Source organism: Vogesella perlucida (assembly GCF_979366545.1).
In genome coordinates this window covers 171,410-194,651 of record NZ_CEETRO010000002.1, presented here as the reverse complement: position 1 = coordinate 194,651, position 23,242 = coordinate 171,410, and the positions used below count along the sequence as shown (strand labels likewise).

Annotated in this window: 21 protein-coding genes and 5 tRNA genes; 13 read left to right on the top strand and 13 right to left on the bottom strand. The window is 62.1% G+C overall.

What is annotated here, in order from left to right:
- Positions 1-68 precede the first annotated feature (68 nt).
- The 4 genes from ACZ9XP_RS03535 to hrcA all read right to left on the bottom strand — a co-directional run bounded on the left by ACZ9XP_RS03535 (position 69) and on the right by hrcA (position 4,541).
- The gene (locus ACZ9XP_RS03535; RefSeq protein ID WP_147684554.1) at positions 69-407 is read right to left on the bottom strand and encodes a YbaB/EbfC family nucleoid-associated protein; all 339 of its coding nucleotides are present in this window, start codon (positions 405-407) and stop codon (positions 69-71) included.
- 5 nt (positions 408-412) lie between these two features.
- Positions 413-2,353: a DNA polymerase III subunit gamma/tau gene (gene dnaX / locus ACZ9XP_RS03530; protein ID WP_147684551.1), complete on the bottom strand. Its 1,941-nt coding sequence runs from the start codon at positions 2,351-2,353 to the stop codon at positions 413-415.
- 104 nt (positions 2,354-2,457) lie between these two features.
- Positions 2,458-3,474, bottom strand: a complete 1,017-nt coding sequence (mltB, locus tag ACZ9XP_RS03525) for a lytic murein transglycosylase B (protein WP_147684549.1) — start codon at positions 3,472-3,474, stop codon at positions 2,458-2,460.
- A 47-nt stretch (positions 3,475-3,521) separates the two neighbouring features.
- Positions 3,522-4,541 (bottom strand): heat-inducible transcriptional repressor HrcA, encoded by a 1,020-nt coding sequence (gene hrcA / locus ACZ9XP_RS03520; RefSeq protein ID WP_147684547.1) that lies wholly within the window; start codon positions 4,539-4,541, stop codon positions 3,522-3,524.
- Positions 4,542-4,783: 242 nt separating this feature from the next.
- On the opposite strand from hrcA, the gene recA reads away from it, so the two are divergent.
- The 4 genes from recA (at position 4,784) to ACZ9XP_RS03500 (ending at position 10,158) form a co-directional block, all read left to right on the top strand.
- A complete protein-coding gene (gene recA, locus ACZ9XP_RS03515; protein WP_147684542.1) occupies positions 4,784-5,848 on the top strand; it encodes a recombinase RecA in 1,065 nt (354 codons plus the stop codon).
- Positions 5,848-6,312 carry a recombination regulator RecX gene (gene recX, locus ACZ9XP_RS03510; RefSeq protein ID WP_147684540.1) on the top strand — a complete coding sequence of 155 codons (465 nt, stop codon included), beginning with the start codon at positions 5,848-5,850 and terminating at the stop codon, positions 6,310-6,312. Before recA ends, recX begins: the two co-directional genes overlap by 1 nt.
- Positions 6,313-6,527: 215 nt before the next feature.
- A complete protein-coding gene (alaS, locus tag ACZ9XP_RS03505; RefSeq protein WP_147684538.1) occupies positions 6,528-9,158 on the top strand; it encodes an alanine--tRNA ligase in 2,631 nt (876 codons plus the stop codon).
- A 145-nt stretch (positions 9,159-9,303) separates the two neighbouring features.
- Positions 9,304-10,158, top strand: a complete 855-nt coding sequence (locus tag ACZ9XP_RS03500) for a type 2 periplasmic-binding domain-containing protein (RefSeq protein ID WP_147684536.1) — start codon at positions 9,304-9,306, stop codon at positions 10,156-10,158.
- A gap of 92 nt (positions 10,159-10,250) precedes the next feature.
- Here the strand turns inward: ACZ9XP_RS03500 and ACZ9XP_RS03495 are convergent.
- From ACZ9XP_RS03495 to ACZ9XP_RS03470, 6 genes are all read right to left on the bottom strand, one after another.
- Positions 10,251-10,326: transfer RNA gene (locus tag ACZ9XP_RS03495), tRNA-Asn, on the bottom strand.
- Positions 10,327-10,372: 46 nt separating this feature from the next.
- Positions 10,373-10,448 (bottom strand) — tRNA-Asn (locus ACZ9XP_RS03490).
- A gap of 46 nt (positions 10,449-10,494) precedes the next feature.
- Positions 10,495-10,570: transfer RNA gene (locus tag ACZ9XP_RS03485), tRNA-Asn, on the bottom strand.
- Positions 10,571-10,616: 46 nt separating this feature from the next.
- A tRNA-Asn gene (locus ACZ9XP_RS03480) sits at positions 10,617-10,692 on the bottom strand.
- A 46-nt stretch (positions 10,693-10,738) separates the two neighbouring features.
- Positions 10,739-10,814 (bottom strand) — tRNA-Asn (locus ACZ9XP_RS03475).
- A 93-nt stretch (positions 10,815-10,907) separates the two neighbouring features.
- Positions 10,908-13,880, bottom strand: coding sequence for an Rne/Rng family ribonuclease (locus tag ACZ9XP_RS03470; protein ID WP_465188002.1), 2,973 nt, complete (start codon positions 13,878-13,880; stop codon positions 10,908-10,910).
- Positions 13,881-14,395: 515 nt separating this feature from the next.
- Between ACZ9XP_RS03470 and ACZ9XP_RS03465 the strand changes: the two genes are divergently transcribed.
- The 7 genes from ACZ9XP_RS03465 (at position 14,396) to ACZ9XP_RS03435 (ending at position 19,902) form a co-directional block, all read left to right on the top strand.
- Positions 14,396-15,340, top strand: coding sequence for an RluA family pseudouridine synthase (locus ACZ9XP_RS03465; protein ID WP_465188001.1), 945 nt, complete (start codon positions 14,396-14,398; stop codon positions 15,338-15,340).
- Between the two features lie 5 nt (positions 15,341-15,345).
- Positions 15,346-16,002, top strand: coding sequence for an HAD-IIIA family hydrolase (locus tag ACZ9XP_RS03460; protein ID WP_465188084.1), 657 nt, complete (start codon positions 15,346-15,348; stop codon positions 16,000-16,002).
- Positions 15,981-16,337, top strand: a complete 357-nt coding sequence (locus tag ACZ9XP_RS03455; protein ID WP_465188000.1) for a Rieske (2Fe-2S) protein — start codon at positions 15,981-15,983, stop codon at positions 16,335-16,337. Before ACZ9XP_RS03460 ends, ACZ9XP_RS03455 begins: the two co-directional genes overlap by 22 nt.
- Before the next feature lie 14 nt (positions 16,338-16,351).
- Positions 16,352-17,293, top strand: coding sequence for a S49 family peptidase (locus ACZ9XP_RS03450; RefSeq protein WP_465187999.1), 942 nt, complete (start codon positions 16,352-16,354; stop codon positions 17,291-17,293).
- A gap of 68 nt (positions 17,294-17,361) precedes the next feature.
- Complete coding sequence (gene motD, locus ACZ9XP_RS03445; protein WP_465187998.1) at positions 17,362-18,156, top strand: flagellar motor protein MotD; 795 nt, start codon at positions 17,362-17,364, stop codon at positions 18,154-18,156.
- 37 nt (positions 18,157-18,193) lie between these two features.
- A complete protein-coding gene (locus ACZ9XP_RS03440; RefSeq protein ID WP_147694299.1) occupies positions 18,194-18,784 on the top strand; it encodes a malonic semialdehyde reductase in 591 nt (196 codons plus the stop codon).
- Between the two features lie 98 nt (positions 18,785-18,882).
- Positions 18,883-19,902 carry a quinone-dependent dihydroorotate dehydrogenase gene (locus tag ACZ9XP_RS03435; RefSeq protein ID WP_465187997.1) on the top strand — a complete coding sequence of 340 codons (1,020 nt, stop codon included), beginning with the start codon at positions 18,883-18,885 and terminating at the stop codon, positions 19,900-19,902.
- Between the two features lie 71 nt (positions 19,903-19,973).
- On the opposite strand, the gene ACZ9XP_RS03430 is transcribed toward ACZ9XP_RS03435, so the two are convergent.
- From ACZ9XP_RS03430 to fur, 3 genes are read right to left on the bottom strand one after another with little or no spacing between them, the layout of a single operon-like run.
- Entirely contained in the window at positions 19,974-20,708 is a 735-nt protein-coding gene (locus ACZ9XP_RS03430) for an arginyltransferase (RefSeq protein WP_147685813.1), read from the bottom strand.
- Entirely contained in the window at positions 20,692-21,396 is a 705-nt protein-coding gene (gene aat / locus ACZ9XP_RS03425) for a leucyl/phenylalanyl-tRNA--protein transferase (protein WP_465187996.1), read from the bottom strand. The genes ACZ9XP_RS03430 and aat overlap by 17 nt, the downstream gene beginning before the upstream one ends.
- Positions 21,393-21,830: a ferric iron uptake transcriptional regulator gene (gene fur / locus ACZ9XP_RS03420; protein ID WP_147685809.1), complete on the bottom strand. Its 438-nt coding sequence runs from the start codon at positions 21,828-21,830 to the stop codon at positions 21,393-21,395. The genes aat and fur overlap by 4 nt, the downstream gene beginning before the upstream one ends.
- An 87-nt stretch (positions 21,831-21,917) precedes the next feature.
- Here fur and ACZ9XP_RS03415 point away from each other — a divergent pair, with 87 nt between their 5' ends.
- Together ACZ9XP_RS03415 and dapB are read left to right on the top strand one after the other, a co-directional pair.
- Positions 21,918-22,298 (top strand): outer membrane protein assembly factor BamE, encoded by a 381-nt coding sequence (locus ACZ9XP_RS03415; RefSeq protein WP_017508890.1) that lies wholly within the window; start codon positions 21,918-21,920, stop codon positions 22,296-22,298.
- A gap of 3 nt (positions 22,299-22,301) precedes the next feature.
- Positions 22,302-23,108 carry a 4-hydroxy-tetrahydrodipicolinate reductase gene (dapB, locus tag ACZ9XP_RS03410; protein WP_465187995.1) on the top strand — a complete coding sequence of 269 codons (807 nt, stop codon included), beginning with the start codon at positions 22,302-22,304 and terminating at the stop codon, positions 23,106-23,108.
- Positions 23,109-23,242: the final 134 nt, after the last annotated feature.

Sequence of the window (23,242 nt, the reverse complement as noted above, 5' to 3'; positions counted from 1 at the left end):
GGGCGCTCCAGTAAAAAAGGTTGGCCGCAAGCAGCAGCCTGCGGCCAACCTTTCAGGTCATCAAGCGGTCAGAACGGCAGCTTCATGCCGGCCGGCAGGTTCATGCCAGCAGTAAAGCCGGACATGCGCTCGGACGAAGTGGCTTCGGCCTTGCGGCTGGCGTCGTTAAACGCAGCGGCGATCAGGTCTTCCAGCATGTCTTTGTCTTCCTTGGCATCGGCCAGCAAATCGTCGCTGATGATGACACGGCGGGTAACGTGCGCGCAGCTCATCACCACTTTTACCAGGCCGTTACCCGCCTGGCCTTCTACGTCGATTTGCGCCAGTTCTTCTTGCGCCTTTTTCATGTTTTCCTGCATTTGCTGCGCCTGTTTCATCAGGCCTGCGATACCGGCTTTACCAAACATTGTTTCTACTCCTGTACGGGTTGTACTGTCTCGGCGAGCAGCATGGCGCCCATTTCCTGCACCAGCTGCTGTACGACCGGGTCGTTTTCCATGTGTTGACGCGCACCAGCCAGCTGCTCACGCTTGAAGCGTGCGTCGCGCATGGCGGGGGTCTCCATATCGAGGGTCTCTACTGACACCCTCAGTTCAATGCTCTGGCCGAGATACTCGCCCAGAACGCTTTTCAACTTGTCCTGATAATCGCGCGTGGCCATAGTGCGAAAGCCTTCCGGCACCGCCAGCTCGAATACTTTGCCATCCCAGTGTTTCAGCGCGGCGTTTTGCGCCAGCATGCGGGCGGCGCCCAGCTTGTTGCCCAGGCGGCCAATCAGGCTGGCCCAGTCGCCATCGAATACCGGCGTGTCGCTCACCAGCTCGCCCGGGTCTTCGTCCATCATCATGGCGTAGGCGGGTAGCTCGTCGTCGCTGTCGATGGCGGTATCCAGCACTTCGGGCTCGGCGTCGTCATCAGCCTCGTCCGGCACCTGCTCCACGTGCACGGGGGCTGGCGAGCGGGCAGTGGCAGGCGCTGGCGACGGTACCACGGCAGCAGGCTGCTCCTCCCACGGCGCGGGCTCAGGCGGCGGGGCCTGGCGGGCTGGCGCCGCGGGGGCGGGCCGTGCGGGCTCGGGCTCCGGCTCGGGCGCAGCCGGTTTTTCGGCGGCCGCAGGGCTGCGCTCGGCTGGCTTGCCACCCAGCTGCGCCAAGGCGGCACGTGCTGGTGATACGCCGGCAGGCAAGGCTGCGCTACTGGCACCAGGGTTGGCCGCAGGCACCGGCGGGCGGGCTACCGGCAGCGGGCGGGCAGCGCTTTCACCGCCGTTTACCGGGTGAAAGGCCAGCATGCGCAGCATGCTCATGCTGAAACCGGCGTGTTCGTCTGGCGCCAGCGCCAGGTCACGGCGGCCGTGCAGGGCGATCTGGTAATACAGCTGTACGTCTTCGGCGGCCAGGCGCTGGGCCAGGGCAAAAATGGCGTCGCGCTCGGGCTCGTCGCTGGCAATGGCGGCCGGCACGGTTTGCGCCAGCGCGAGCTGGTGCAGCAGGCTGGCCAGCTCTGCCAGGGCGCTGTCAAAACCGATGCCGCGTGCGGCCAACGCTTCCACCTCACCCACCAGGCGGGGGCCGTCAGCCTCGGCCAGGGCGTCCAGCAGGGCAAACAGGTAGCGCTTGTCCACGGCACCCAGCATGGCACGTACGCCGTCTTCTTTCACTTCGCCCAAGCCATAAGCAATGGCCTGGTCCAGCAGCGATTGCGCGTCGCGCATGGAGCCGGCGGCGGCACGGCCCAGCAAGGCCAGCGCCGGGGTGTCGTAGGCAATGCCTTCCACATCCAGCATGTGTGCCAGGTGGCCGGCTACCTGCTGCGGTGTCATGTTGCGCAGGCTGAACTGCAGGCAGCGGCTCAGCACCGTTACCGGCACTTTTTGCGGGTCGGTGGTGGCCAGGATGAATTTCACGTGCGCTGGCGGCTCTTCCAGCGTCTTGAGCATGGCGTTGAAGGCACTTTTGGACAGCATGTGCACTTCATCGATGATGTAGACCTTATAGCGCCCCATGGTGGGGGTGTACTGGGCGTTTTCCAGCACTTCGCGGATGTTGTCGATACCGGTATTGGAGGCGGCGTCGATCTCCAGCAGGTCCACAAAACGGCCTGCGTCGATCTGGGTGCACGCCTGGCACACGCCACACGGCTCGGCCGTGGTGCCGGTTTCGCAGTTCAGGCTCTTGGCCAGAATACGCGCGATGGTGGTTTTGCCCACGCCACGGGTACCGGTCAGCAGGTAGGCGTGGTGCAGGCGGGATTCTTTCAGCGCATTGGACAGGGCGCGTACCACGTGCTCCTGGCCAACCAGGTCGGCAAAGCGCTTGGGGCGCCACTTTCGGGCGAGAACTTGATAGGTCATGGCGCGGAATTCTAAAGGGATTCGCCGGGTATGGCGACTATTTCAGCGCAACCGCCAGCCGCTCGGTACACAGCTGGCCATACTGGCTCCGGCGGCCTGGCACCTTATTGCCCTGCGCCCGCAGCCATGCGCGCCTGCACAAAGCGTGCGCGCATTTCCTGTGCCAGCTCGTGCGTGACCATGGCGTATAGGGTGCTCTTGTTGTAGCGGGTAATGGTGTAAAAATTATTGAGACCCAGCCAGTAGCGCGTGTCGCCCGGCGCCACTTCCAGCGGCACCAGTACGGCCAGCGCGTCGTCGCGCACCGGCGCTTGTGGCATGACGCCACGGGCTTTCAGCTCGGCCACGGTGTAGTGCAGGTTGAATTTATCCGCCACCAGCGCATCCGGCACGGTGCCGGGTACCAGCTCGGCCGGTACCACCACGTCGTCCCCGCCCAGCCAGCCGTGCTCGCGGAAGTAGTTGGCCACACTACCGATAGCATCGACAGGGTTGTTCCAGATATCACGGTGGCCATCGCCATCAAAATCCACCGCCCACTTGCGGTGGCTGGACGGCATGAACTGCGGCAGGCCCATGGCACCGGCGTAGCTGCCTTTGAGGGTGAGTGCGTTGACGTTTTCGCTGCGCGCCAAGCGGAAAAACTCGGACAGCTCGGCGCGGAAGAAGTCGGCACGGCGCGGGTAGTCGAATGCCAGCGTGGACAACGCATCGGCCAGACGGAAGCCGCCAGTATTACGGCCGTAGCGCGTTTCGATACCAATAATGGCCACGATGATTTCCGGCGGCACCTTGTAGGTATCAGCCGCCTTCTGCAGGGTGCTTTCATGCTGCTGCCAGAACGCTACGCCCTCCTGCATCAGCTTGTCGTTATAAAAGCTGGGGCGAAACTGGTACCACGGCCGCGCCGTGGACGGTTTATCCATAATGGCGATGATGTTCGGCTTGAGCTCCACATTGGCAAACACGCTTTCCAGCTCGGCACGGCTCAGCTCGCCGGTGGCAACTTGTTCGTCGATATAGCGTTGCACGTCCGGGCGCATCAGCAGCGCCACGTCGGCATGGGCAACACCGGCTGCCAGCAGGCTGGTCACGGCTAGCAGGGTTTTCAGGAGAGTCATGGGGAATACCAAGGTTGGCCGCAGCCAACACACTGCGACACAGGGGGTCAATCGTTGAAATTCAGCGCACTCGATACCAGCCGCGCGGTGATGTCCACAATCGGGATCACCCGCTCGTAGGCCATGCGGGTGGGGCCTACCACGCCCAGCGCACCCACGACCTGGCCGTTTAGCCGGTACGGGGCAATCACCACGCTGCAGTCGTCCAGCGTTACCACGCCGGACTCGTCGCCGATGAAAAGGTTCACGCCGGGGGCGCGGCGGCTTTGCTCCAGCAGCTGCAACAGCTCGGTCTTGCGCTGGAAGGTATCGAACAGCTCGCGCAGGCGGTTCAGGTCGCCGGAAAAATCGCTCACGTTCAGCAGCTTGCCCTGCCCGCTAATCACCAGGTCGTCACCACCGTGCAGCGCTTGCTGGCCAAACTGGATGGCCAGCTGCATCAGCTCGGAAATATCGCCACGCAGCTGCTGCAGCTCCTCCCCTACCCGGCTGGCCACGCCACCCAGTGCTTGCCCTGCGTAATGCTGGTTCAGGAAGTTGGCCGCTTCGATCAGCTCACTGCCGCTGTAGTCGCGTGCGGTATTGAACAGGTGGTTTTGCACATCGCCTTCCAGCGTCACCAGAATCAGCAACACCCGCCGCTCGGACAGGCGCAAAAACTCCACCTGGCGAAACGCGGCATCGGCGCGCTGCGGCGTCATCACCACGCCGGCAAACTGCGTCAGCTCGGCCAGCAGCTGCGACGCTGCCTTCACGACCCGTTTGGGGCTGTCCGGCTGCAGCGTATGCCGCAGCTCGGCCACGGCAGGCTCGGTCAGCTGTTGCACGGTCAACAGGCGGTCGACAAACAGACGGTAGCCACGCGGCGTAGGCACGCGCCCGGCCGAGGTATGCGGTGAGGCAATCAGCCCCAGCCCTTCCAGGTCGGCCAGCATATTGCGGATGGACGCCGACGACAGCTCCAGCCCCGACACCGTGGCCAGGGTTTTGGACGCCACAGGCTGGCCATCGGCGATATAACGCTCTACCAGCACCTTGAGCAAATGTTGAGTGCGATCGTTCAGCATGCTGCCATTCTGTCACAGCTTGCCCGCCAGCCAAAGGCTTTGCCGCATCACAGCCTGGCGGCGCGCCCGCCGGCTTGGTCGCGCCGCCTTTTGTGCGATAATCCGCTGATTGTATTCATCACCGCCACAGCGCTGTGGCGCGCATGCATCGCTGCCTGTCGTTTTTATTTGGCAGGCCAGATGAAAACGTACATAATCAAAAGCTGAATCGTTATCCACCCCGTTGAATGAATGGAGCAAGCATGGCAGAGCGTTCCGAAGACAAAAGCAAGGCGCTGAGTGCAGCGCTGGCGCAAATTGAAAAGCAGTTCGGCAAAGGCTCGATCATGCGCATGAGCGACAACCAGATCACCGAAAACCTGCAAGTCATCAGCACCGGCTCGCTGGGCCTGGACCTGGCACTGGGTGTGGGTGGCCTGCCGCGTGGCCGTGTGGTGGAAATCTACGGCCCGGAATCGTCCGGTAAAACCACGCTGTGTCTGCAGGTGGTTGCCGAAGCACAAAAACTGGGTGGTACCTGCGCCTATATCGATGCCGAAAACGCGCTGGACCCGCAATACGCACAAAAACTGGGCGTATCGGTAGAAGACCTGCTGATCTCGCAGCCGGACACCGGTGAACAGGCACTGGAAATCTGCGACATGCTGGTACGCTCCGGCGGCGTGGATGTCATCATTGTGGACTCGGTAGCTGCCCTGGTTCCCAAAGCCGAAATCGAAGGCGAAATGGGCGACAGCCACGTGGGCTTGCAAGCCCGCCTGATGAGCCAGGCACTGCGCAAACTCACCGGCAACATCAAGCGCACCAACACCCTGGTGGTGTTCATCAACCAGATCCGCATGAAGATCGGCGTGATGTTCGGCAGCCCGGAAACCACCACTGGCGGTAACGCCCTGAAATTCTACGCCTCGGTACGTATGGATATCCGCCGCATTGGCGGTATCAAGAAAGGCGAAGAAATCATCGGTAACGAAACCCGCGTGAAAGTGGTGAAAAACAAGGTATCGCCACCGTTCAAGCAAGCCGGCTTTGACATCCTGTACGGTGAAGGCATCAGCCGCGAGGGCGAAATCATCGAGCTGGGCGTAGAGCACGGCTTTATCGACAAATCCGGCGCCTGGTACGCCTACAACGGCCAGAAAATCGGCCAGGGCAAGGACAACACCCGCGAATGGCTGAAATCCAACCCGGCCATTGCCCAGGAAATCGAGCGCAAAATCCGCGAAGCCGTGGGTATCAAGGTAGAAATTACCGAAGGCAAGCCGGACGCAGACGAAGAGCTGCTGGACGACACCTTCGACGCCTGATGGAAAAACCGGGCAAAAGCCTGAAGGCAAGAGCCGTCGACCTTCTGTCCCGCCGCGAATATACGCGGCTGGAGCTGAAGCGGCGGCTTTCGCCTTTTGCAGAAAACGCAGAAGAAGTGGACGCCCTGCTGGACGAGCTGGCCGCCAGCCGCTGGCAAAGCGACGCCCGCTTTGCCGAACAGTTTGCCGACAGCCGCAGCCGCAAGTACGGCAGCCGCCGCGTGGCCATGGAAATGCGCGAACGTGGCGTAGACAGCGACACCATCAAGCAGACCCTGTCCAGCCACAACGACCTGGCCACCGCACGCAGCCAGTGGCTGCGCAAATTCGGCCAACCCGCCAGCGATGCCGCCGGGCGCGCCAAACAGATGCGTTTTCTGGCCAGCCGCGGCTTTGGCATGGATACCATCCGGCAAGTCATCAAAGGCTGTGACGAATGGCCGGATGACGATGCACAAAGCTAGTCAGCCAGCGCTGCTTCGATAAGCGCACCCGCCACCCGCTGTGGCCAACATAGCGCACGGCCAGCCACACACCGGCAGCAGCCGAAAATGCGCCCCGCCGTGCACAAGGTTGGCCGCAAGGCTTGCCAGCACGGTGCGCAGTTGCCACAATCGACCGATATTCACGCGTCGCGTGTCGCCGTTTTCAGAATCCGACCCAATACGACCCATAAATCATGAAAACCTCCGCCATTCGCCAGAAGTTTCTGGACTTTTTTGCTTCCAAAAATCACCAGGTTGTCCCGTCCAGCAGCCTGATTCCGGGCAACGACCCTACCCTGATGTTCACCGTGGCCGGCATGGTACAGTTCAAAGACCTGTTCCTGGGCTTTGAAAAACGCGACTACACCCGCGCCACCACCAGCCAGAAATGCCTGCGCGCCGGCGGCAAGCACAACGACCTGGAAAACGTGGGCTACACCGCCCGCCACCACACTTTCTTTGAAATGCTGGGCAACTTCAGCTTTGGCGACTACTTCAAGCACGACGCCATCACCTTTGCCTGGGAATTCCTCACCGGCGAACAGTGGCTGAACCTGCCCAAAGACAAGCTGATGGTGACCGTGTACGCCAGCGATGACGAAGCGTACGACATCTGGCACAAAGTGGTAGGCGTGCCTGCCGACAAGATCGTGCGCATTGGCGACAACAAAGGCGCACCGTACGCGTCCGACAACTTCTGGACCATGGGCGACACCGGCCCGTGTGGCCCGTGTACCGAGATTTTCTATGACCACGGTCCAAGCGTGGCCGGCGGTCCTCCAGGCAGCCCGGACGAAGACGGCGACCGCTACATGGAAATCTGGAATAACGTGTTCATGCAATTTAACCGCGACGAAACCGGCACCCTGCACCCGCTGCCGAAACCGTCCGTGGATACCGGTATGGGCCTGGAGCGCCTGTCCACCGTACTGCAGGGCGTAAAATCGAACTACGAAACCGACGCCCTGGCCTGCCTGGTACGCGCTGCAGCGCGTGAAACCGGCGTGGCCTACAGCCAGGACGTGCCGTCGCTGAAAGTGATCGCCGACCACATCCGCGCCTGCTCCTTCATGATCGCCGACGGCATTCTGCCGTCCGCTGACGGCCGCGGCTACGTGCTGCGCCGCATTGCCCGCCGTGCTATCCGCCACGGTTACAAGCTGGGCCAGAAAGGCCTGTTCTTCCACAAGATCGTGGCCGACCTGGTCGCCGAGATGGGTGATGCCTACCCCGAGCTGCGCCAGCAACAAGCCCAGATCGAAGACGCATTACGCTCCGAAGAGATCAAGTTTGCCGAAACGCTGGACACCGGCATGGCGCTGGTTGACGCCGCACTGGCGGGTGGCAAGACCGCCATGGATGGCGACACCATCTTCAAACTGTACGACACCTACGGCTTCCCGGTAGACCTGACCGCCGACATCTGCCGCGAACGCAATATCGATGTAGACATGGACGGCTTCGAGCGCGCCATGGAAGCACAACGCACCCGCGCCCGCGCCGCGTCTGCCTTCAAGGTAGCCGGCAGCCTGAGCTACGAAGGCAGCGACACCACCTTTCACGGCTACACCCAGACCAGCACCGATGCGCGCATCGTGGCGCTGTACAAAGGCACCGAGCAAGTAGACAGCCTGGCTGCTGGCGACGAAGGCGTGGTGGTGCTGGACCACACTGCCTTCTACGCCGAAGGCGGTGGCCAGGTAGGCGACGTGGGCGAGATCTCGCTAACCGGCGGCGTAGACGCGCTGTTTGACGTTGCCGACACGCAGAAAGTGAAAGCAGCAGTCTTCGGCCACACCGGCCGCCTGGCGCGTGGTGCGCTGAAAGTAGGCGACACCGTGCAAGCCACCATCGACCTGCACCAGCGCCTGGCAACCACTCGCAACCACTCGGCTACCCACTTGCTGCACGCTGCGCTGCGCAAGGTACTGGGCACCCACGTGGCCCAGAAGGGCTCGCTGGTGAACCCGGAGCGCACCCGCTTCGACTTTGCCCACGGCCAGCCGGTCACCGCAGAAGAAATCGCCGAGATCGAACGCCTGGTGAACCACGTGATTGCGGCCAACTACGAAGTGAAAGCCCAGCTGATGAGCTTCGACGACGCCGTACGCGCCGGCGCCATGGCGCTGTTTGGCGAAAAATACGGCGACGAAGTACGCGTATTGAGCATGGGCGACTTCTCCGCCGAACTGTGCGGTGGTACCCACGTACAACGCACTGGCGATATCGGCTTCTTCAAGATCGTCGCCGAAGGCGGCGTAGCCGCTGGCGTACGCCGTATCGAAGCAGTCACTGGCGAAGGCGCGGTAGCCTACGTACAGGCGCAAGACAGCCTGCTGAAGGCCGCTGCGGCCAACCTGAAAGCCCAGAGCAGCGACGAAGTGCTGAACAAGATTGGCAGCCTGCAGGCCGACCTGAAAGCGCTGGAGAAAGAGCTGGCGGGTATCAAGGCCAAACTGGCTGCCAGCGCAGGTGATAGCCTGGCCGAACAAGCCAGCGAGGTGAACGGCGTAAAACTGCTGGCCGCCGAGCTGGAAGGCGCCGATAACGCCACCCTGCGCGACACGCTGGACAAACTGAAAGACAAGCTGGGCTCTGCCGTGATCGTGCTGGGTAGCAAGGCCGACGGCAAGGTCGCGCTGATTGCTGGCGTGACCAAAGACCTGACCGGCCGCTTCAAGGCTGGCGAGCTGGTCAACCATGTAGCCCAACAGGTCGGCGGCAAAGGCGGTGGCCGCCCGGATATGGCCCAGGCCGGCGGCACCCAGCCGGAAAACCTGGCCAGTGCCCTGGCCAGCGCCCAAGACTGGGTAGCCAGCAAGTAAGCTTGCCAAGCCCTGCATCACACACCCCCGTGCATCTCGCCGGGGGTGTTTTTCTTGGTACCACTACCGCCACACTTGGCCAGCAAAGCTTGCAGTTCCGGCAACATCAGCCACACTAAGTAAACAGGCCAGCCGGAAACCCACCATGCTCCAGCCACCGTACCCCAGCACCGCAGCGCACACCTGCCGTCAGGCAAGCTACCGGCTTGCCGGCTGCCTGCTGCTGGCAAGCCTTGCGGCACATGGGCAGCAGGCCGACAAAGGGCTGATTGCCGTTACCGAGCCGTGGCCACCATATAACACCTTCAGCAATGACGATACCGCCGACGGCGCCCACGCGCTCATTGTGCAGCGTGCGCTGGCACTCAGCGGCCTGCAGGCACAAACCGTTGTCTACCCGTGGGCACGCGCCATGGCGATCGCCCAGTCGCGCCCCAACACCCTGCTATTCAGCCTGGCACGCACACCTGAGCGCGAAAACAAATTCATCTGGATAGGCAAGCTCAGCCAGACACAGCAATTTCTGTGGCGGCTAGAGACAGCCGTGCACGGGGCGGAGCCATCCCTGCAGCAGATCCTGCGCTGCTGCAGCATTTGCACGGTGCGCAAAGACGTCAGCGAAGAAGCCCTGCGGCAGCAAGACAGTGATCACACCATGCAGCTGGTACTCACCGGCAGCCACAACGACTGCCTGCGCATGCTGCGCAGTGGCAGCGTGGCTTATATGGCAGGCTCGCCCTACCGTGTACAGGCCACCCTGCAGCAAAGCAACCTGCCAGCGTCTTTCCTGCACAAAACCACGGCCATTGCGCCGGTTCGCACCCTGTTTCTGGCAGCCAGCCACGGCACACCTGGCGTGACCGTAAGCAAGCTGCAACAGGCCATGCAGCAACTACAACAAAGCGGCGAGCATGAGCGCATGCTGCAGCAGGCACTATCGCGGCCACTGCCCAGCCCCGGCGACAAGGCTGCGGCCAACCCCGTACCGAGCAAGCCCTGAGCTGGCTAGCTACAGGCTACAGCGCCATGCGGATACGCTGGTACAAAGCAAAAAAGACAAAACCCGCCAAAAGGCGGGTTTTGTCTTGTATCTGGCTCCCCGAGCAGGGCTCGAACCTGCGACCTGCGGATTAACAGTCCGTCGCTCTACCGACTGAGCTATCAGGGAACACAACTTGCTTGAAGTACTACCGAAGCACTACTTCTGAATTTTTTGGCTCCCCGAGCAGGGCTCGAACCTGCGACCTGCGGATTAACAGTCCGTCGCTCTACCGACTGAGCTATCAGGGAACACAACTTGCTTGAAGTACTACCGAAGCACTACTTCTGAATTTTCTGGCTCCCCGAGCAGGGCTCGAACCTGCGACCTGCGGATTAACAGTCCGTCGCTCTACCGACTGAGCTATCAGGGAACACAACTTGCTTGAAGTACTACCGAAGCACTACTTCTAAATTTTCTGGCTCCCCGAGCAGGGCTCGAACCTGCGACCTGCGGATTAACAGTCCGTCGCTCTACCGACTGAGCTATCAGGGAACACAACTTGCTTGAAGTACTACCGAAGCACTACTTCTAAATTTTCTGGCTCCCCGAGCAGGGCTCGAACCTGCGACCTGCGGATTAACAGTCCGTCGCTCTACCGACTGAGCTATCAGGGAATTGCCTTAGAGAGGTGCGCATTGTAGGCAGCGCCTGCCTTTTCGTCAAGCCTGAATCGATAAACTTTTCAGGCCTGACGAAGGAACAATGACTTAGCTGTCGTTACGTGCAGTTTGTACCTGCACCAGCTCCAGCGGGGCTACCTCAGCCACTTCGCGCACCACCTCGCGGCGGCGCTTGCCTTTCACCTCCACCGGAGCCACTTCCACTACCGGCAGCTCGGATGCAGGGCGCGTGGTCACCAGTACCAAACCACCCAGATCGGCTACTGGCTCGGCTGCTACTACCGCTACCGGCTCGGCAACCACGGCGGACTCAGGCGCGGCGACGGTTTCAACTACAGCCTGTACAACAGGCTCAGCTTCAACAGCTACGGCGACAGGCGCTTCTTCAACTTGTGTCGGGGCTTCGGCCACAGCCTCTGCCACACTCACCGGCTGCTCGACAACAGCCTCCTCAACCTGCGGCTGCACCGGCTCTGCAGCCACTTCTGCCACAGATTCAACAGCCACCGGCTCCGACACCACCGCAACCGGCTCGGCCGCAGCAACAAGCTCTACTGCTTCTGCCACGACAGTCTCCACGGCCACAGGTGCCGCTTCTGCTGCCACGACCGGCTGCGACACCGGGGCTGCAGCTTGCTCGGCCACTTCTGCCACTACGTCTACCGCACCTTCTACGGTTCCGGCTACAGCTTCGCCCTGCTCTGCCACAACAGCATCATCGCGGCGATCGCGGCGGGAACGACGACGACGGCGCTCACGCGGCTCGGCGCTACCGGCATCTGCGGCAGCAACCACGGCGGCATCTGCCACGGCTTCGACAGCGTCTTCCTGTGCCGGCACAACCACAGCAGCCTGCTGCTCTTCTGCCAGCAGAGGCGCCTGCACCAGCTCTTTCGCTTCACGACCGGCGTCGCGGTTGCGCTCGCGGCGGCGTTCGTTACGCGGGGCGGTTTCGCGCTCTTTCGGCGCGGCATCACCCAGCTCGGCACGCTGCACGTTTTCACGCTGCTCGCGTGGCTCGCGCGGTTCACGTTCGCGGCGCGGTGCGCGCTCCTGGCGTGGCTGTTGCTCGCTGCGCGGCTCGCGCTCTTCACGCTGCGGCACATCGGCCGCTTGCGGGCGGCGACGCTGCTCGTCTGCCTGGCGCGGCTGGCGCTCTTCGCGCGGCTCGCGGTTGGCACGATTCTCATCGCGATTGCCACGGCCATCTTCGCGGTCACGGCGCGCGCCAGGGCGGCGCTCGTTACGCTGGCGCGGGTTACGCGCTTCGCGTTGCGGCTTTTTCACTTCGGCAACCGGGGCGGGTGCGGCAGCAGCCGGTTCTTCACCCAGCAGACCCTTGAACCAGCCAACGATCTTGGCGATCAGGCCTGGCTCATCACGACGGGCAGCCACAGGCGCAGCAGCCGGTGCTACAGGTGCTGCAGCCGGCACCGGATCAGCTGCCATCGGGGCAGGCTGGGCCGGGGTAATGCCTTTTACTGCCGCTTCCTGGCGCTCTACTTTCGGTTTTTCCTGGCCAAACGGGTGGGCTGCGTCTTCTTCCGGCAGCTCGACACGGCGATAGCTTGGTGCCTCGCTGACTTCGGCCAGATCGTCGTGACGTACGCGCACGATCTTGTAATGCGGGGTTTCCAGGTGCAGGTTCGGGATCAGCACCACAGCCACATCGAGACGGGCTTCGATGGAGTAAATCTCGGCGCGTTTTTCGTTCAGCAGGAAGGTGGCCACATCTACCGGCACCTGTGCGTGTACCGCACCGGTGTTTTCCTTCATGGCTTCTTCCTGAATGATGCGCAGGATGTGCAGAGCGGAAGATTCAATACCGCGGATAAAACCGATACCATGGCAACGCGGGCACGGTACGTGGCTGGTTTCGCCCAGGCTAGGCTGCAGGCGCTGACGCGACAGCTCCAGCAGGCCAAAACGCGACAGCTTGCCCATTTGTACGCGGGCACGGTCGTGCTTCAGCACTTCGCGCAGGCGGTTTTCCACGTCGCGCTGGTTTTTCTGGCTTTCCATGTCGATAAAATCGATCACGATCAGGCCACCCAGGTCGCGCAGGCGCAGCTGGCGGGCGATTTCTTCGGCGGCTTCCAGGTTGGTACGGAAGGCCGTGTCTTCGATATCGGAACCCTTGGTGGCGCGTGCCGAGTTCACATCTACCGACACCAGTGCTTCGGTGTGGTCGATCACGATGGCACCGCCGGACGGCAGGGTAACCGCACGCGAGAAGGCGGTTTCGATCTGGTGTTCGATCTGGAAGCGGGAGAACAGCGGCACCGGGTCTTTGTAGAGTTTCACGCGGCCAACGTTGTTGGGCATCACGTGGCTCATGAACTGGCGGGCTTGTTCGTAGATTTCTTCGGTGTCGATCAGGATCTCGCCGATGTCAGGCTGGTAGTAGTCGCGAATGGCGCGAATCACCAGGCTGCCTTCCTGCAAGATCAGGAACGGCGCGGACTGCGCACCGGCAGCACCGTCTACGGCACGCCACAGTTGCAGCAGGTAGTTCAGATCCCATTGCAGCTCTTCCAGGCTGCGGCCGATACCAGCGGTACGCGCAATCAGGCTCATGCCGTTCGGCACTTCCAGCTGCGACAGCAGGTCTTTCAGCTCTTGGCGCTCTTCGCCCTCGATGCGGCGCGATACGCCACCACCACGCGGGTTGTTCGGCATCAGCACCACGTAGCGGCCAGCCAGGCTGACGTAGGTGGTGAGGGCAGCGCCCTTGTTGCCACGCTCGTCTTTTTCTACTTGTACAACGACTTCCATGCCTTCGCGCAGCACATCCTGGATGCGCGGGCGGCCGCCGTCGTAGTTCTGGAAATAGCTGCGGGAAACTTCTTTGAAAGGAAGAAAACCGTGACGTTCGGTGCCGTAATCGACAAAACAAGCTTCCAGGGAAGGCTCGATGCGGGTGATCGTGCCCTTGTAGATGTTCCCTTTGCGCTGTTCTTTACCAACGGTTTCGATGTCGAGGTCAATCAGCTTTTGACCATCAACAATGGCGACGCGCAGTTCTTCTGCCTGCGTCGCATTGAAAAGCATGCGTTTCATGTAATAACAATCCCTACGCGTGCACTCACGGAAGGGGTACAGCAAGTATTTGACGGCCCAGTGATTGAGATGGGCGCATGCCGAAAGAAGTGTTCAGTAAAGAGCGAAATGACTGCGATGGCTAAGCCGACTTCCTGTTGTTATTTCACGTGGCCCCGGTAGTGCAAACTGCGCACTTGCGATGGTTCTGTCCCGTCCAGCACCTGGCCGGGAAAAAAGAGGCGTGCGGGCCACGCCGGGTCAAATTTTGCTGCGAACCCCGGAACGGGCTTGATCGTTCCGGAATGGAAACTGGCGTGAGTGCGTCATGCATGTAAATGCATTAACATCGCTACTTTTGGGTGAGCGAGATAACCTTGGCTGCGACCGGGAAACCGGCATCAGGTCAGGCGCTTAGCCTGCCGGCCGGTTGATGTTGCGCAGCAGCGCCGCAATCGATAACTCTGCGACCCTAAACCGGTGTGCTTTCTGCCGCTGCAATTTCTGCGCGACAAAGCCCACGAAGTATAAGCAATATGACTGATATTCGCAAAGATTCCGTGACACTTCACAAGGTAGACGAAAATGGCGCCGACCAGCGCCTGGATAACTACCTGGTGCGCCTGCTCAAAGGCGTACCGAAAAGCCATATCTACCGCATCATCCGCTCGGGCGAGGTGCGCGTAAACAAAGGCCGCGCCGACGCCCAGCACCGCCTGAACCTGGGCGACGAGCTGCGCATTCCGCCTATCCGCATTGCCGAAAAACCGGCCGCCGCCACCAGCCACATTCCGCAGCACGAGTTCCCCATCGTGTACGAAGACGACGCCCTGCTGGTGATCAACAAGCCGGCCGGTGTGGCCGTGCACGGCGGCAGCGGCGTGTCGTTTGGCGTGATCGAACAGCTACGCCGCGCCCGCCCTGACGCACGCTATCTGGAGCTGGTACACCGCCTGGATCGTGAAACCTCCGGCCTGCTGATGATCGCCAAAAAACGCTCGGCACTGGTCAAGCTGCACGAGATGATTCGCAACGACGTACCGCAAAAGCGCTACTTTGCGCTGGGCCTGGGCCAGTGGCCGGGCAATGTGCGCCACGTCAAGCTGCCGCTACACCGCTTTCACACCCCTAGCGGCGAGCGCATGGTACGTGTGGACGAAGACCAGGGCATTTACGCACACACCATTTTCACCGTGCAGCAACGCTACGCCGACCTGACGCTGGTCGAAGCCCTGCTGCGCACCGGCCGCACCCACCAGATTCGCGTGCATATGCAGGCCAATGGTTGCGCCATCGCCGGTGACGAAAAATATGGTGACTTTGCCGCCAACCGCGAGCTGCAGCGCCGCGGGCTGAAGCGCATGTTCCTGCATGCGGCCAACCTGAGCCTGCCCCACCCGCTCACCGGCGAGCCACTGCAGCTGCACGCACCGCTGCCCAAAGAGCTCAGCCGTTTCCTGGACACCCTGGATAAAATTTGACCACCATGCGACACGCCTACGACCTGATCGTCTTTGACTGGGACGGCACCCTGATGGACTCCACCGCGCATATCGTGCGCAGCATCCAGCGAGCCTGCGTGCAGCTGGGCCTGCCCGAACCCAGCCGCGAAGCCGCCAGCCACGTGATCGGCCTGGGGCTGATCGACGCCATGCGCCACATCTACCCCCAGCTGCCGGCGGCTACCCACCAGGCCATGGCCGACGCCTACCGCCACCAGTATGTGCATCAGGAAGAAACCGTGGAGCTGTTCGATGGCGTACAGGAAGGGTTGGCCGCACTGGAAGACGCTGGCTATCTGCTGGCAGTAGCCACCGGCAAAAGCCGTAGCGGGCTGAACCACGCCCTGGCCAGCACCGGCTTGCAGTCGCGCTTTGTCACCACGCGCACGGTGGACGAATGCCACAGCAAGCCCCACCCGGACATGCTGCTGCAGATCTGCGAACACACCGGCATGCAGCCTGCCCGCACACTGATGGTAGGCGACACCAGCCACGACCTGCTGATGGCGCGCCATGCCGGCACCCACAGCGCAGGCGTGAGCTACGGCGCCCACCCGCTGGATGTGTTGCAGGATTGCGGCCCGCAGGCCATCTTCCACCGTTACACCGAGCTGCAACAATGGCTGATGCACGGCAATTGATCGCCGCCAGCAGCGAGCTGGCAGACGGTGGCAAAGGCGTACGCTTTACCGTGCGATGGCAGGGCGAGCAGGCCGCCGCCTTTGCCGTACGCCACCAGGGCGTGGTACACGCCTACCTGAACCGCTGCCGCCACGTACCCACCGAGCTGGACTGGCAGGACGGCCGTTTTTTCGATAGTAGCGGCCTGTACCTGATCTGCAGCCTGCACGGCGCACTCTACCGGCCCGACAGCGGCCTGTGTATTGCCGGCCCCTGCCACGGGCGCAGCCTGCAGAAGCTGCACACGGCAGAATGCGATGGGCATGTATACTATCTGCCTGACTCAGCCCCCTAGAACAAAGGAATAGCGTGGAACAAGACCGCACCTGGGAACGCCAGCTGATCGAAAAACTGGCTACCGCCTCCCTGACCGAACAACGCCGTGCCCGGCGCTGGAAAATCTTTTTCCGCCTGGCCTGGCTGGCTGTGCTGGCAGGCTTTGTCTGGCTGATGTACAGCGACATGGAAAGCCGCAATAACAGCAAAGCCATGGGGCAGCCCCACACCGCCGTGGTATCGCTGGATGGCGCCATCGATAGCGAAAGCAATGTTACCGCCAAGATGCTGGATGGCATGCTGGCCGCCTATGAAGACCAAAACACCCGCGGCATCATCATCCGTGCCAACAGCCCAGGCGGCAGCCCTGCCCTGTCCGGCATGGCCAACGATGAAATCCTGCGCCTGAAAAAGCTGCACCCCAAGATTCCGGTGTACATGGTAGTAGAAGAAGTGTGCGCGTCCGGCTGTTACTACATTGCTGCGGCTGCTGACCGCATCTATGTTGATAAGGCCAGCATCGTTGGCTCCATTGGCGTGATTTCGGACGGCTTCGGCTTTGACAAGGCCATGGACAAGCTGGGCATCGAGCGCCGCCTGGCCACCGCCGGCAGCAATAAAGGCATGGGCGACCCGTTCTCGCCGGCCAACCCGCAACAGGAAGCCATCCGCCAGGCCATGCTGGACGAAATCCACGCCCAGTTTATTGCCGTGGTCAAGCAAGGCCGTGGCAAGCGCCTGAAAGACGACCCGGAGCTGTTTAGCGGCCGCGTCTGGCTGGGCAGCAGTGGCATACAGCTGGGCCTGGCCGACGGCCTGGGCTCGGTGGGCTCGGTAGCGCGCGATGTGATCAAGGCCGAAGAGCTGGTGGATTTCACCCCGGACGACGACCTGGCCAGCCGCGTGGCACGCCGCATCGGCGTCTCGTTTAGCGGTGGCGTACGCGCCATGCTGGGTGAGACCCGGCTGCACTAAGCTGCCACCCCACAGAGCAACCCACGTTGGCCGCACCTTGCGGCCAACCTTTTTGCAGGAAGCGCACCATGGCCCGACGCCGACGCGAGGAAGAAGAACACGAAAACCATGAACGCTGGCTGGTTTCCTACGCCGACTTCATTACCCTGCTGTTCGCCTTTTTTGTGGTGATGTACGCCATTTCGCAAGTCAACGAGGGCAAGTACCGCGTGCTGTCCAGCGCCATGACCGATGCCTTTCGCAGCGGCAACCTGGCCATCCAGGTAACGCCGCCCAGCGGCGGGGCCAACACCATGATCGAGATCCCCGATACCAAGCCGATTGCCACCGCCATCAAGAGCGAGGCGCGCATGAAAGAGCGGCGCAAGCTGGAAACGCTGTCCAGCGGCCTGGCCAAGAGCCTGGCACCGCTGATACAAGGCGGCCAGCTGTCCATGCGGCAAGACGAAGAAGGCGTGCACATCGAGATCAAGGACACCGCGCTGTTCCCCGCCGGCCAGGCCGCGCCCAACGGCACCTCGCCTGCCCTGCTGGCCGACGTAGCACGCCAGCTGGCCACCGTAGATAACCAGGTACAGGTAGAAGGCTTTACCGACAACACCCCCATCCGCAATGCCTTTTTCCCATCCAACTGGGAGCTGTCTGCCGCCCGCGCCGGCAGTATCGTGCGTCTGTTCATGGAAAACGGCATTGCGCCAGAGCGGCTGGTGGCGGTAGGCCGCGGTGAAACCAAGCCCTCTGCCGATAACGACACACCAGAAGGCCGCGCACAAAACCGCCGCGTGGCCATTACCATTATTTCCAACACAACGAGTGGCCAGGACAGCCTGCCTGGCGGCATCGCGGTGAAAATGCCTCAGTAAGCACCCGACAAGACCTATAGCACGGAGACAACACGCCATGACCACGCATATCAGCCAATCTGCCCTGGAACAGCTATTCGGCAACGCACGCAGCCACAATGCCTGGCAAGACCGTGCCATCAGCGACAGCACCCTGCACCAGCTGTACGACCTGCTGAAAATGGCGCCCACCAGTGCCAACTGCAGCCCGGCCCGCTTTGTATTCGTGCAATCGGATGCCGCCAAAGCCAAGCTGAAACCCTGCCTGATGGAAGGCAATGTGGACAAAACCATGACCGCCCCGGTATGCGTAATCGTGGGCATGGACATGCAGTTTTACGACCAGCTGCCCAAGCTGTTCCCGCACGCCGACGCCCGTAGCTGGTTTGCCGGCAACGACGCCGCCATCCAGGCCACCGCTTTTCGCAACAGCAGCCTGCAAGGCGCCTACCTGATCATGGCCGCCCGCGCACTGGGGCTGGATTGCGGCCCGATGTCCGGCTTTGACGCCGCCGCCGTGGAAGCCGCGTTCTTCCCGCAGGGCAATGTAAAAGCCAACTTCCTGATCAACCTAGGCTACGGCGACGCCACCAAGGTGTACCCGCGCTCGCCACGCCTGGGCTTTGACGAAGCCTGCCAGATCGTCTAGCGCTGTGGCCGGCTGCGCCACAGCGCCCCGCACGGCGCAGCCCCAAAACACCCCCGCCCGGTTATAATGCCGGGCGTTTTTTCGCCCACGGAGACCCTATGCTTTACCCCCTGCTACGCCCCTTGCTGTTCCGCACCGATGCCGAGTCTGCCCACGAAACCACGCTGAAAATGCTGGATACCGCCCACCAGTTGCAGCTCACCGGCCTCGTTACCCGCAAGGTTGGCCGCAACCCGGTAAAAGCCATGGGGCTGACCTTCCCCAACCCGGTAGGCCTGGCCGCTGGCCTGGACAAGAACGGTGACCACATCGACGCGCTGGCGGCACTGGGTTTCGGTTTTATCGAAATCGGCACCATCACCCCGCGCCCGCAAGACGGCAACCCCAAGCCGCGCCTGTTCCGCGTGCCCGAGCACCAGGGCATCATCAACCGCATGGGCTTTAACAACAAAGGCGTGGACGTGCTGCTGGACAACGTGCGCCACAGCCGCTTCAAGGGCATTCTGGGCATCAATATCGGCAAAAACGCTGCCACCCCGATCGAAAACGCCAAGGACGACTACCTCACCTGCCTGGACCGCGTGTACGAATGCGCCAGCTACATCACGGTAAACATCTCCTCGCCCAACACCAAAAACCTGCGCCAGCTGCAGCAGGCCGACGAGCTGTCCGACCTGCTGGCCGCACTGAAAAACCGCCAGTCGCGCCTGGCCGACCAGTACGGTCGCTACGTACCGCTGGCCGTGAAAATTGCGCCGGATCTGGACGCCGAGCAAACCGACGACATCGCCCGCCTGCTGACCCAGCACCGCCTGGACGCGGTGATCGCCACCAACACCACGCTGTCGCGCAGCGAGATCGCCGGCCATGCGCTGGCGGGCGAAGCCGGCGGCCTGTCCGGCGCGCCAGTGCGCGAGCGCTCTACCGCACTGATCCGCAACCTGGCACGCGCGCTGGACGGCGCCCTGCCCATCATCGGCGTGGGCGGCATCCTGTCCGGTGACGACGCACGCGAAAAAATCGACGCCGGCGCCACGCTGGTACAGCTGTACTCCGGCCTGATCTACCGCGGCCCGGGGCTGATCAGCGAATGCGCCGACGCGCTGCAGCGCAAATAAGCAGCGCAGCTGCAAAGCACAAGGCCCGGCTACGCCGGGCCTTGCTGTTTATGCGGCCAACCCTGGGTACGTCAGGGGGCCATATCGTCGCGAAACGGTACCCAGCGGCCGTTGTCCAGCATCTGCAGCGGGCGGTAATGCTGCTTGTACACCATCTTGGGCGAGGCCTTGATCCAGTAGCCCAGGTACACATACGGCAAACCCAGGTGGCAAGCCAGCTCCACCTGCCACAACACGTTGTACACGCCGTAAGACGCACCGGGTACATCCGGGTCGAAAAAGGTGTACACCGCCGACAAGCCGTCGTCCAGCCGGTCGATCAGGCTCACCATGCGCAGCACGCCGTCCTCGCGGAACTCCACCAGCCAGCTATCCACCCGGCTTTTCAGAATGAACTCGGCGTACTGCACCGGGTCATCATCCGACATGCCGCCACCATCGTGGCGGGCGTGCTGGTAGCGGTAGTACAGCTGGTAATGCTCGTCGGAAAACGCCAGCGGCAAGATGCGGGTAGACAAAGCACCGTGCGCCTTGGCCGCGCGGCGCTGGCTGCGGCTGGGGCGAAACTCGGCCGCAGCCAGGCGTACCGGCACACAGGCGCGGCAGTCATCGCAATACGGGCGGTAGGTAAAGTGGCCACTACGGCGAAAACCCAGCCCCACCAGGCGCGAGTACACGCTGCCATCGATGGCATCGGCCGGGATGGCTACCTGGGAACGGGCCTGATGGCCTTCCAGGTAGCTGCAGGGGTAAGGTGCCGTGGCATAGAAGTGCACGACGGCAATCGCGTCATCGCGGTGGCTCATGGCGGAATTCGTCCTCCCACATGCCTGGCGGCTGCGGTAGATGGATGGCTCTTTCCAGTCTAGCAATAAATTCGTCACGCGAGATCAGCTGTGCACCCAGGCTTTCCAGATGCGGCGTAAACATCTGGCAATCCACCATGGCAAAACCATGCCGGTGCAGGTGCCGCGCCATGCTGACAAAGGTCATTTTGGAGGCATCGGTGGCGCGGTGAAACATGGACTCGCCATAAAACATGCGGCCAACTGCCACCCCGTACAGCCCGCCGGCCAGCTGGCCATCCTGCCAGCACTCGTAAGAATGCGCGTAGCCCTGGCGGTGCAGCTCGCCGTACGCTGCCACCATCTCGTCGGTAATCCAGGTACCGGCCTGGCCACCGCGTGGCGCAGCGCAGGCGCGCATCACGGTGTCAAAAGCCTGGTTGATGGTGATGTGATAAGCGCGGTTGCGCAGCGCCTTGGCCAACGAGCGGGTCACGCGCACCCGCGCCGGCTCCAGCACCATGCGCTGGGATGGCGACCACCACAAGATAGGGTCGCCGGGGGAAAACCAGGGGAAAACAGCACTGCGATACGCCGCCAGCAAACGGCCGGCAGACAAATCGCCGCCAGCTGCCAGCAGGCCATCCGGCTCTGCCAGCGCACGGTTTACCGGCGGAAAGGCATGCGCGGCGCCCAGTACCGGGATCATCGCTTGAAGTATTTAGGCTCGCAGTTGGCGCAGTCGCTGCACTCGCCATACAGATAGAGCGAGTGATCCTTGATCTTGAAACCGTGTTGCTCGGCAATGCGGTTTTGCAGGGCTTCGATTTCCGGGTCGAAAAACTCGGTCACCTTGCCACAGCGGTAGCACACCATGTGGTCGTGGTGGCCGCCCTGGTTCAGCTCGTATACCGCTTTGCCCGACTCGAAGTGGTGGCGAATCAGAATACCCGCCTGCTCGAACTGGGTCAGCACGCGGTAAATGGTGGCCAGGCCGATGTCGGCATCCTCGGAGATCAGCTTCTTGTAGACGTCCTCAGCCGACATATGCCGGTCTTCGCTGGTCTCGAACAGGTCGAGAATACGCAGGCGCGGACCGGTGGCTTTCAGGCCGATCCCCTTCAAATGGCTGGCTTTGTTCATGTGGTGTATGTATATCGTGGTTGGCGGTCTTACAGTATGATAAAACCTTTTCACCGATTCCCCAACTGTGACCCTGGCGCCATGGCTATGATGCTCAAGTCTTTCCCCCTTATTGCAGTCCTGTTCCTGTCCGCCTGCAGCTCGTTTAACCCCACGACCTGGCTGACCGCACACCGGATGGACGTGCAACAAGGCAATTATGTAACGGAAGATGCCGTTTCCCGCGTCAAAACCGGCATGACCCGCCCCCAGGTAAAATTTCTGCTGGGCACACCACTATTGGCCGATATTTTTCACGGCGACCGCTGGGACTACGCCTACCGCATAGAACGCCAGGGCAAACCTACCGAAGAAAAACGCCTGACCGTCTATTTCGATAAAGACGTCGTCAGCCGTATCGAAGGCCAGGCCTTCCCTGCCCTGCGCCCGACACTGGATAACACCAACCCTAATGCCGGACAAAGATAAAGCATGAGCACCTTGAACATCGTCATCGTTGGCGCCGCAGGCCGCATGGGCCGCACGCTGATCGAATCCGTCCTTGCCACCCCGGGTGCGCGCCTGCACGCCGCCATCGACCGCGCCGAATCGCCGTTCATCGGCCAGGACGCCGGCCTGTTCATGGGCCGCGACACCGGTGTCAAAATCAGCAGCGACTTTACCGCCGCGCTGGACGGCGCCCACGTGGTGATCGACTTCACCCGCCCGGAAGCCACCCTGCAATACCTGGCCGCCTGCGTACAGCACAAAGTACAGATGATCATCGGCACCACCGGTTTCGACGACGCCGGCAAAGCCGCCATCCAGGCCGCTGGCGAGCACATCGGCATCGTGTTTGCGGCCAACTTCAGCGTGGGCGTGAACCTCACCTTCAAGCTGCTGGACATGGCCGCCCGCGTGCTGAACGAAGGCTACGATATTGAAATCACCGAAGCCCACCACCGCTTCAAGGTAGACGCCCCGTCCGGCACCGCACTGCGGATGGGCGAAGTGGTCGCCAACGCGCTGGGCCGCGACCTGAAAGACTGCGCCGTATACGGCCGCGAAGGCGTTACCGGCGAGCGCGACCCCGGCACCATCGGCTTTGCCACCGTGCGCGCCGGCGACGTAGTGGGCGACCACACCGTGCTGTTTGCCGCCCTGGGCGAACGCGTGGAAATCACCCACAAAGCCAGCAGCCGCGCCACCTTCGCCAACGGCGCCGTACGCGCCGCCGGCTGGCTGGCCGCTAAACCGCACGGCCTGTTCGACATGCAAGACGTACTGGGCCTGCGCTAAGCCACCCTGCACTACGCAAAAGCCAGCCCGAGGGCTGGCTTTTTTCATGGCTGGCGTTTCTTGCTGATGCATGGGCGGCAGGGCTTCGTAGCGCGCAAGCAAACCTGCCGTGCCATAGCCCGTAAACCGTAGCC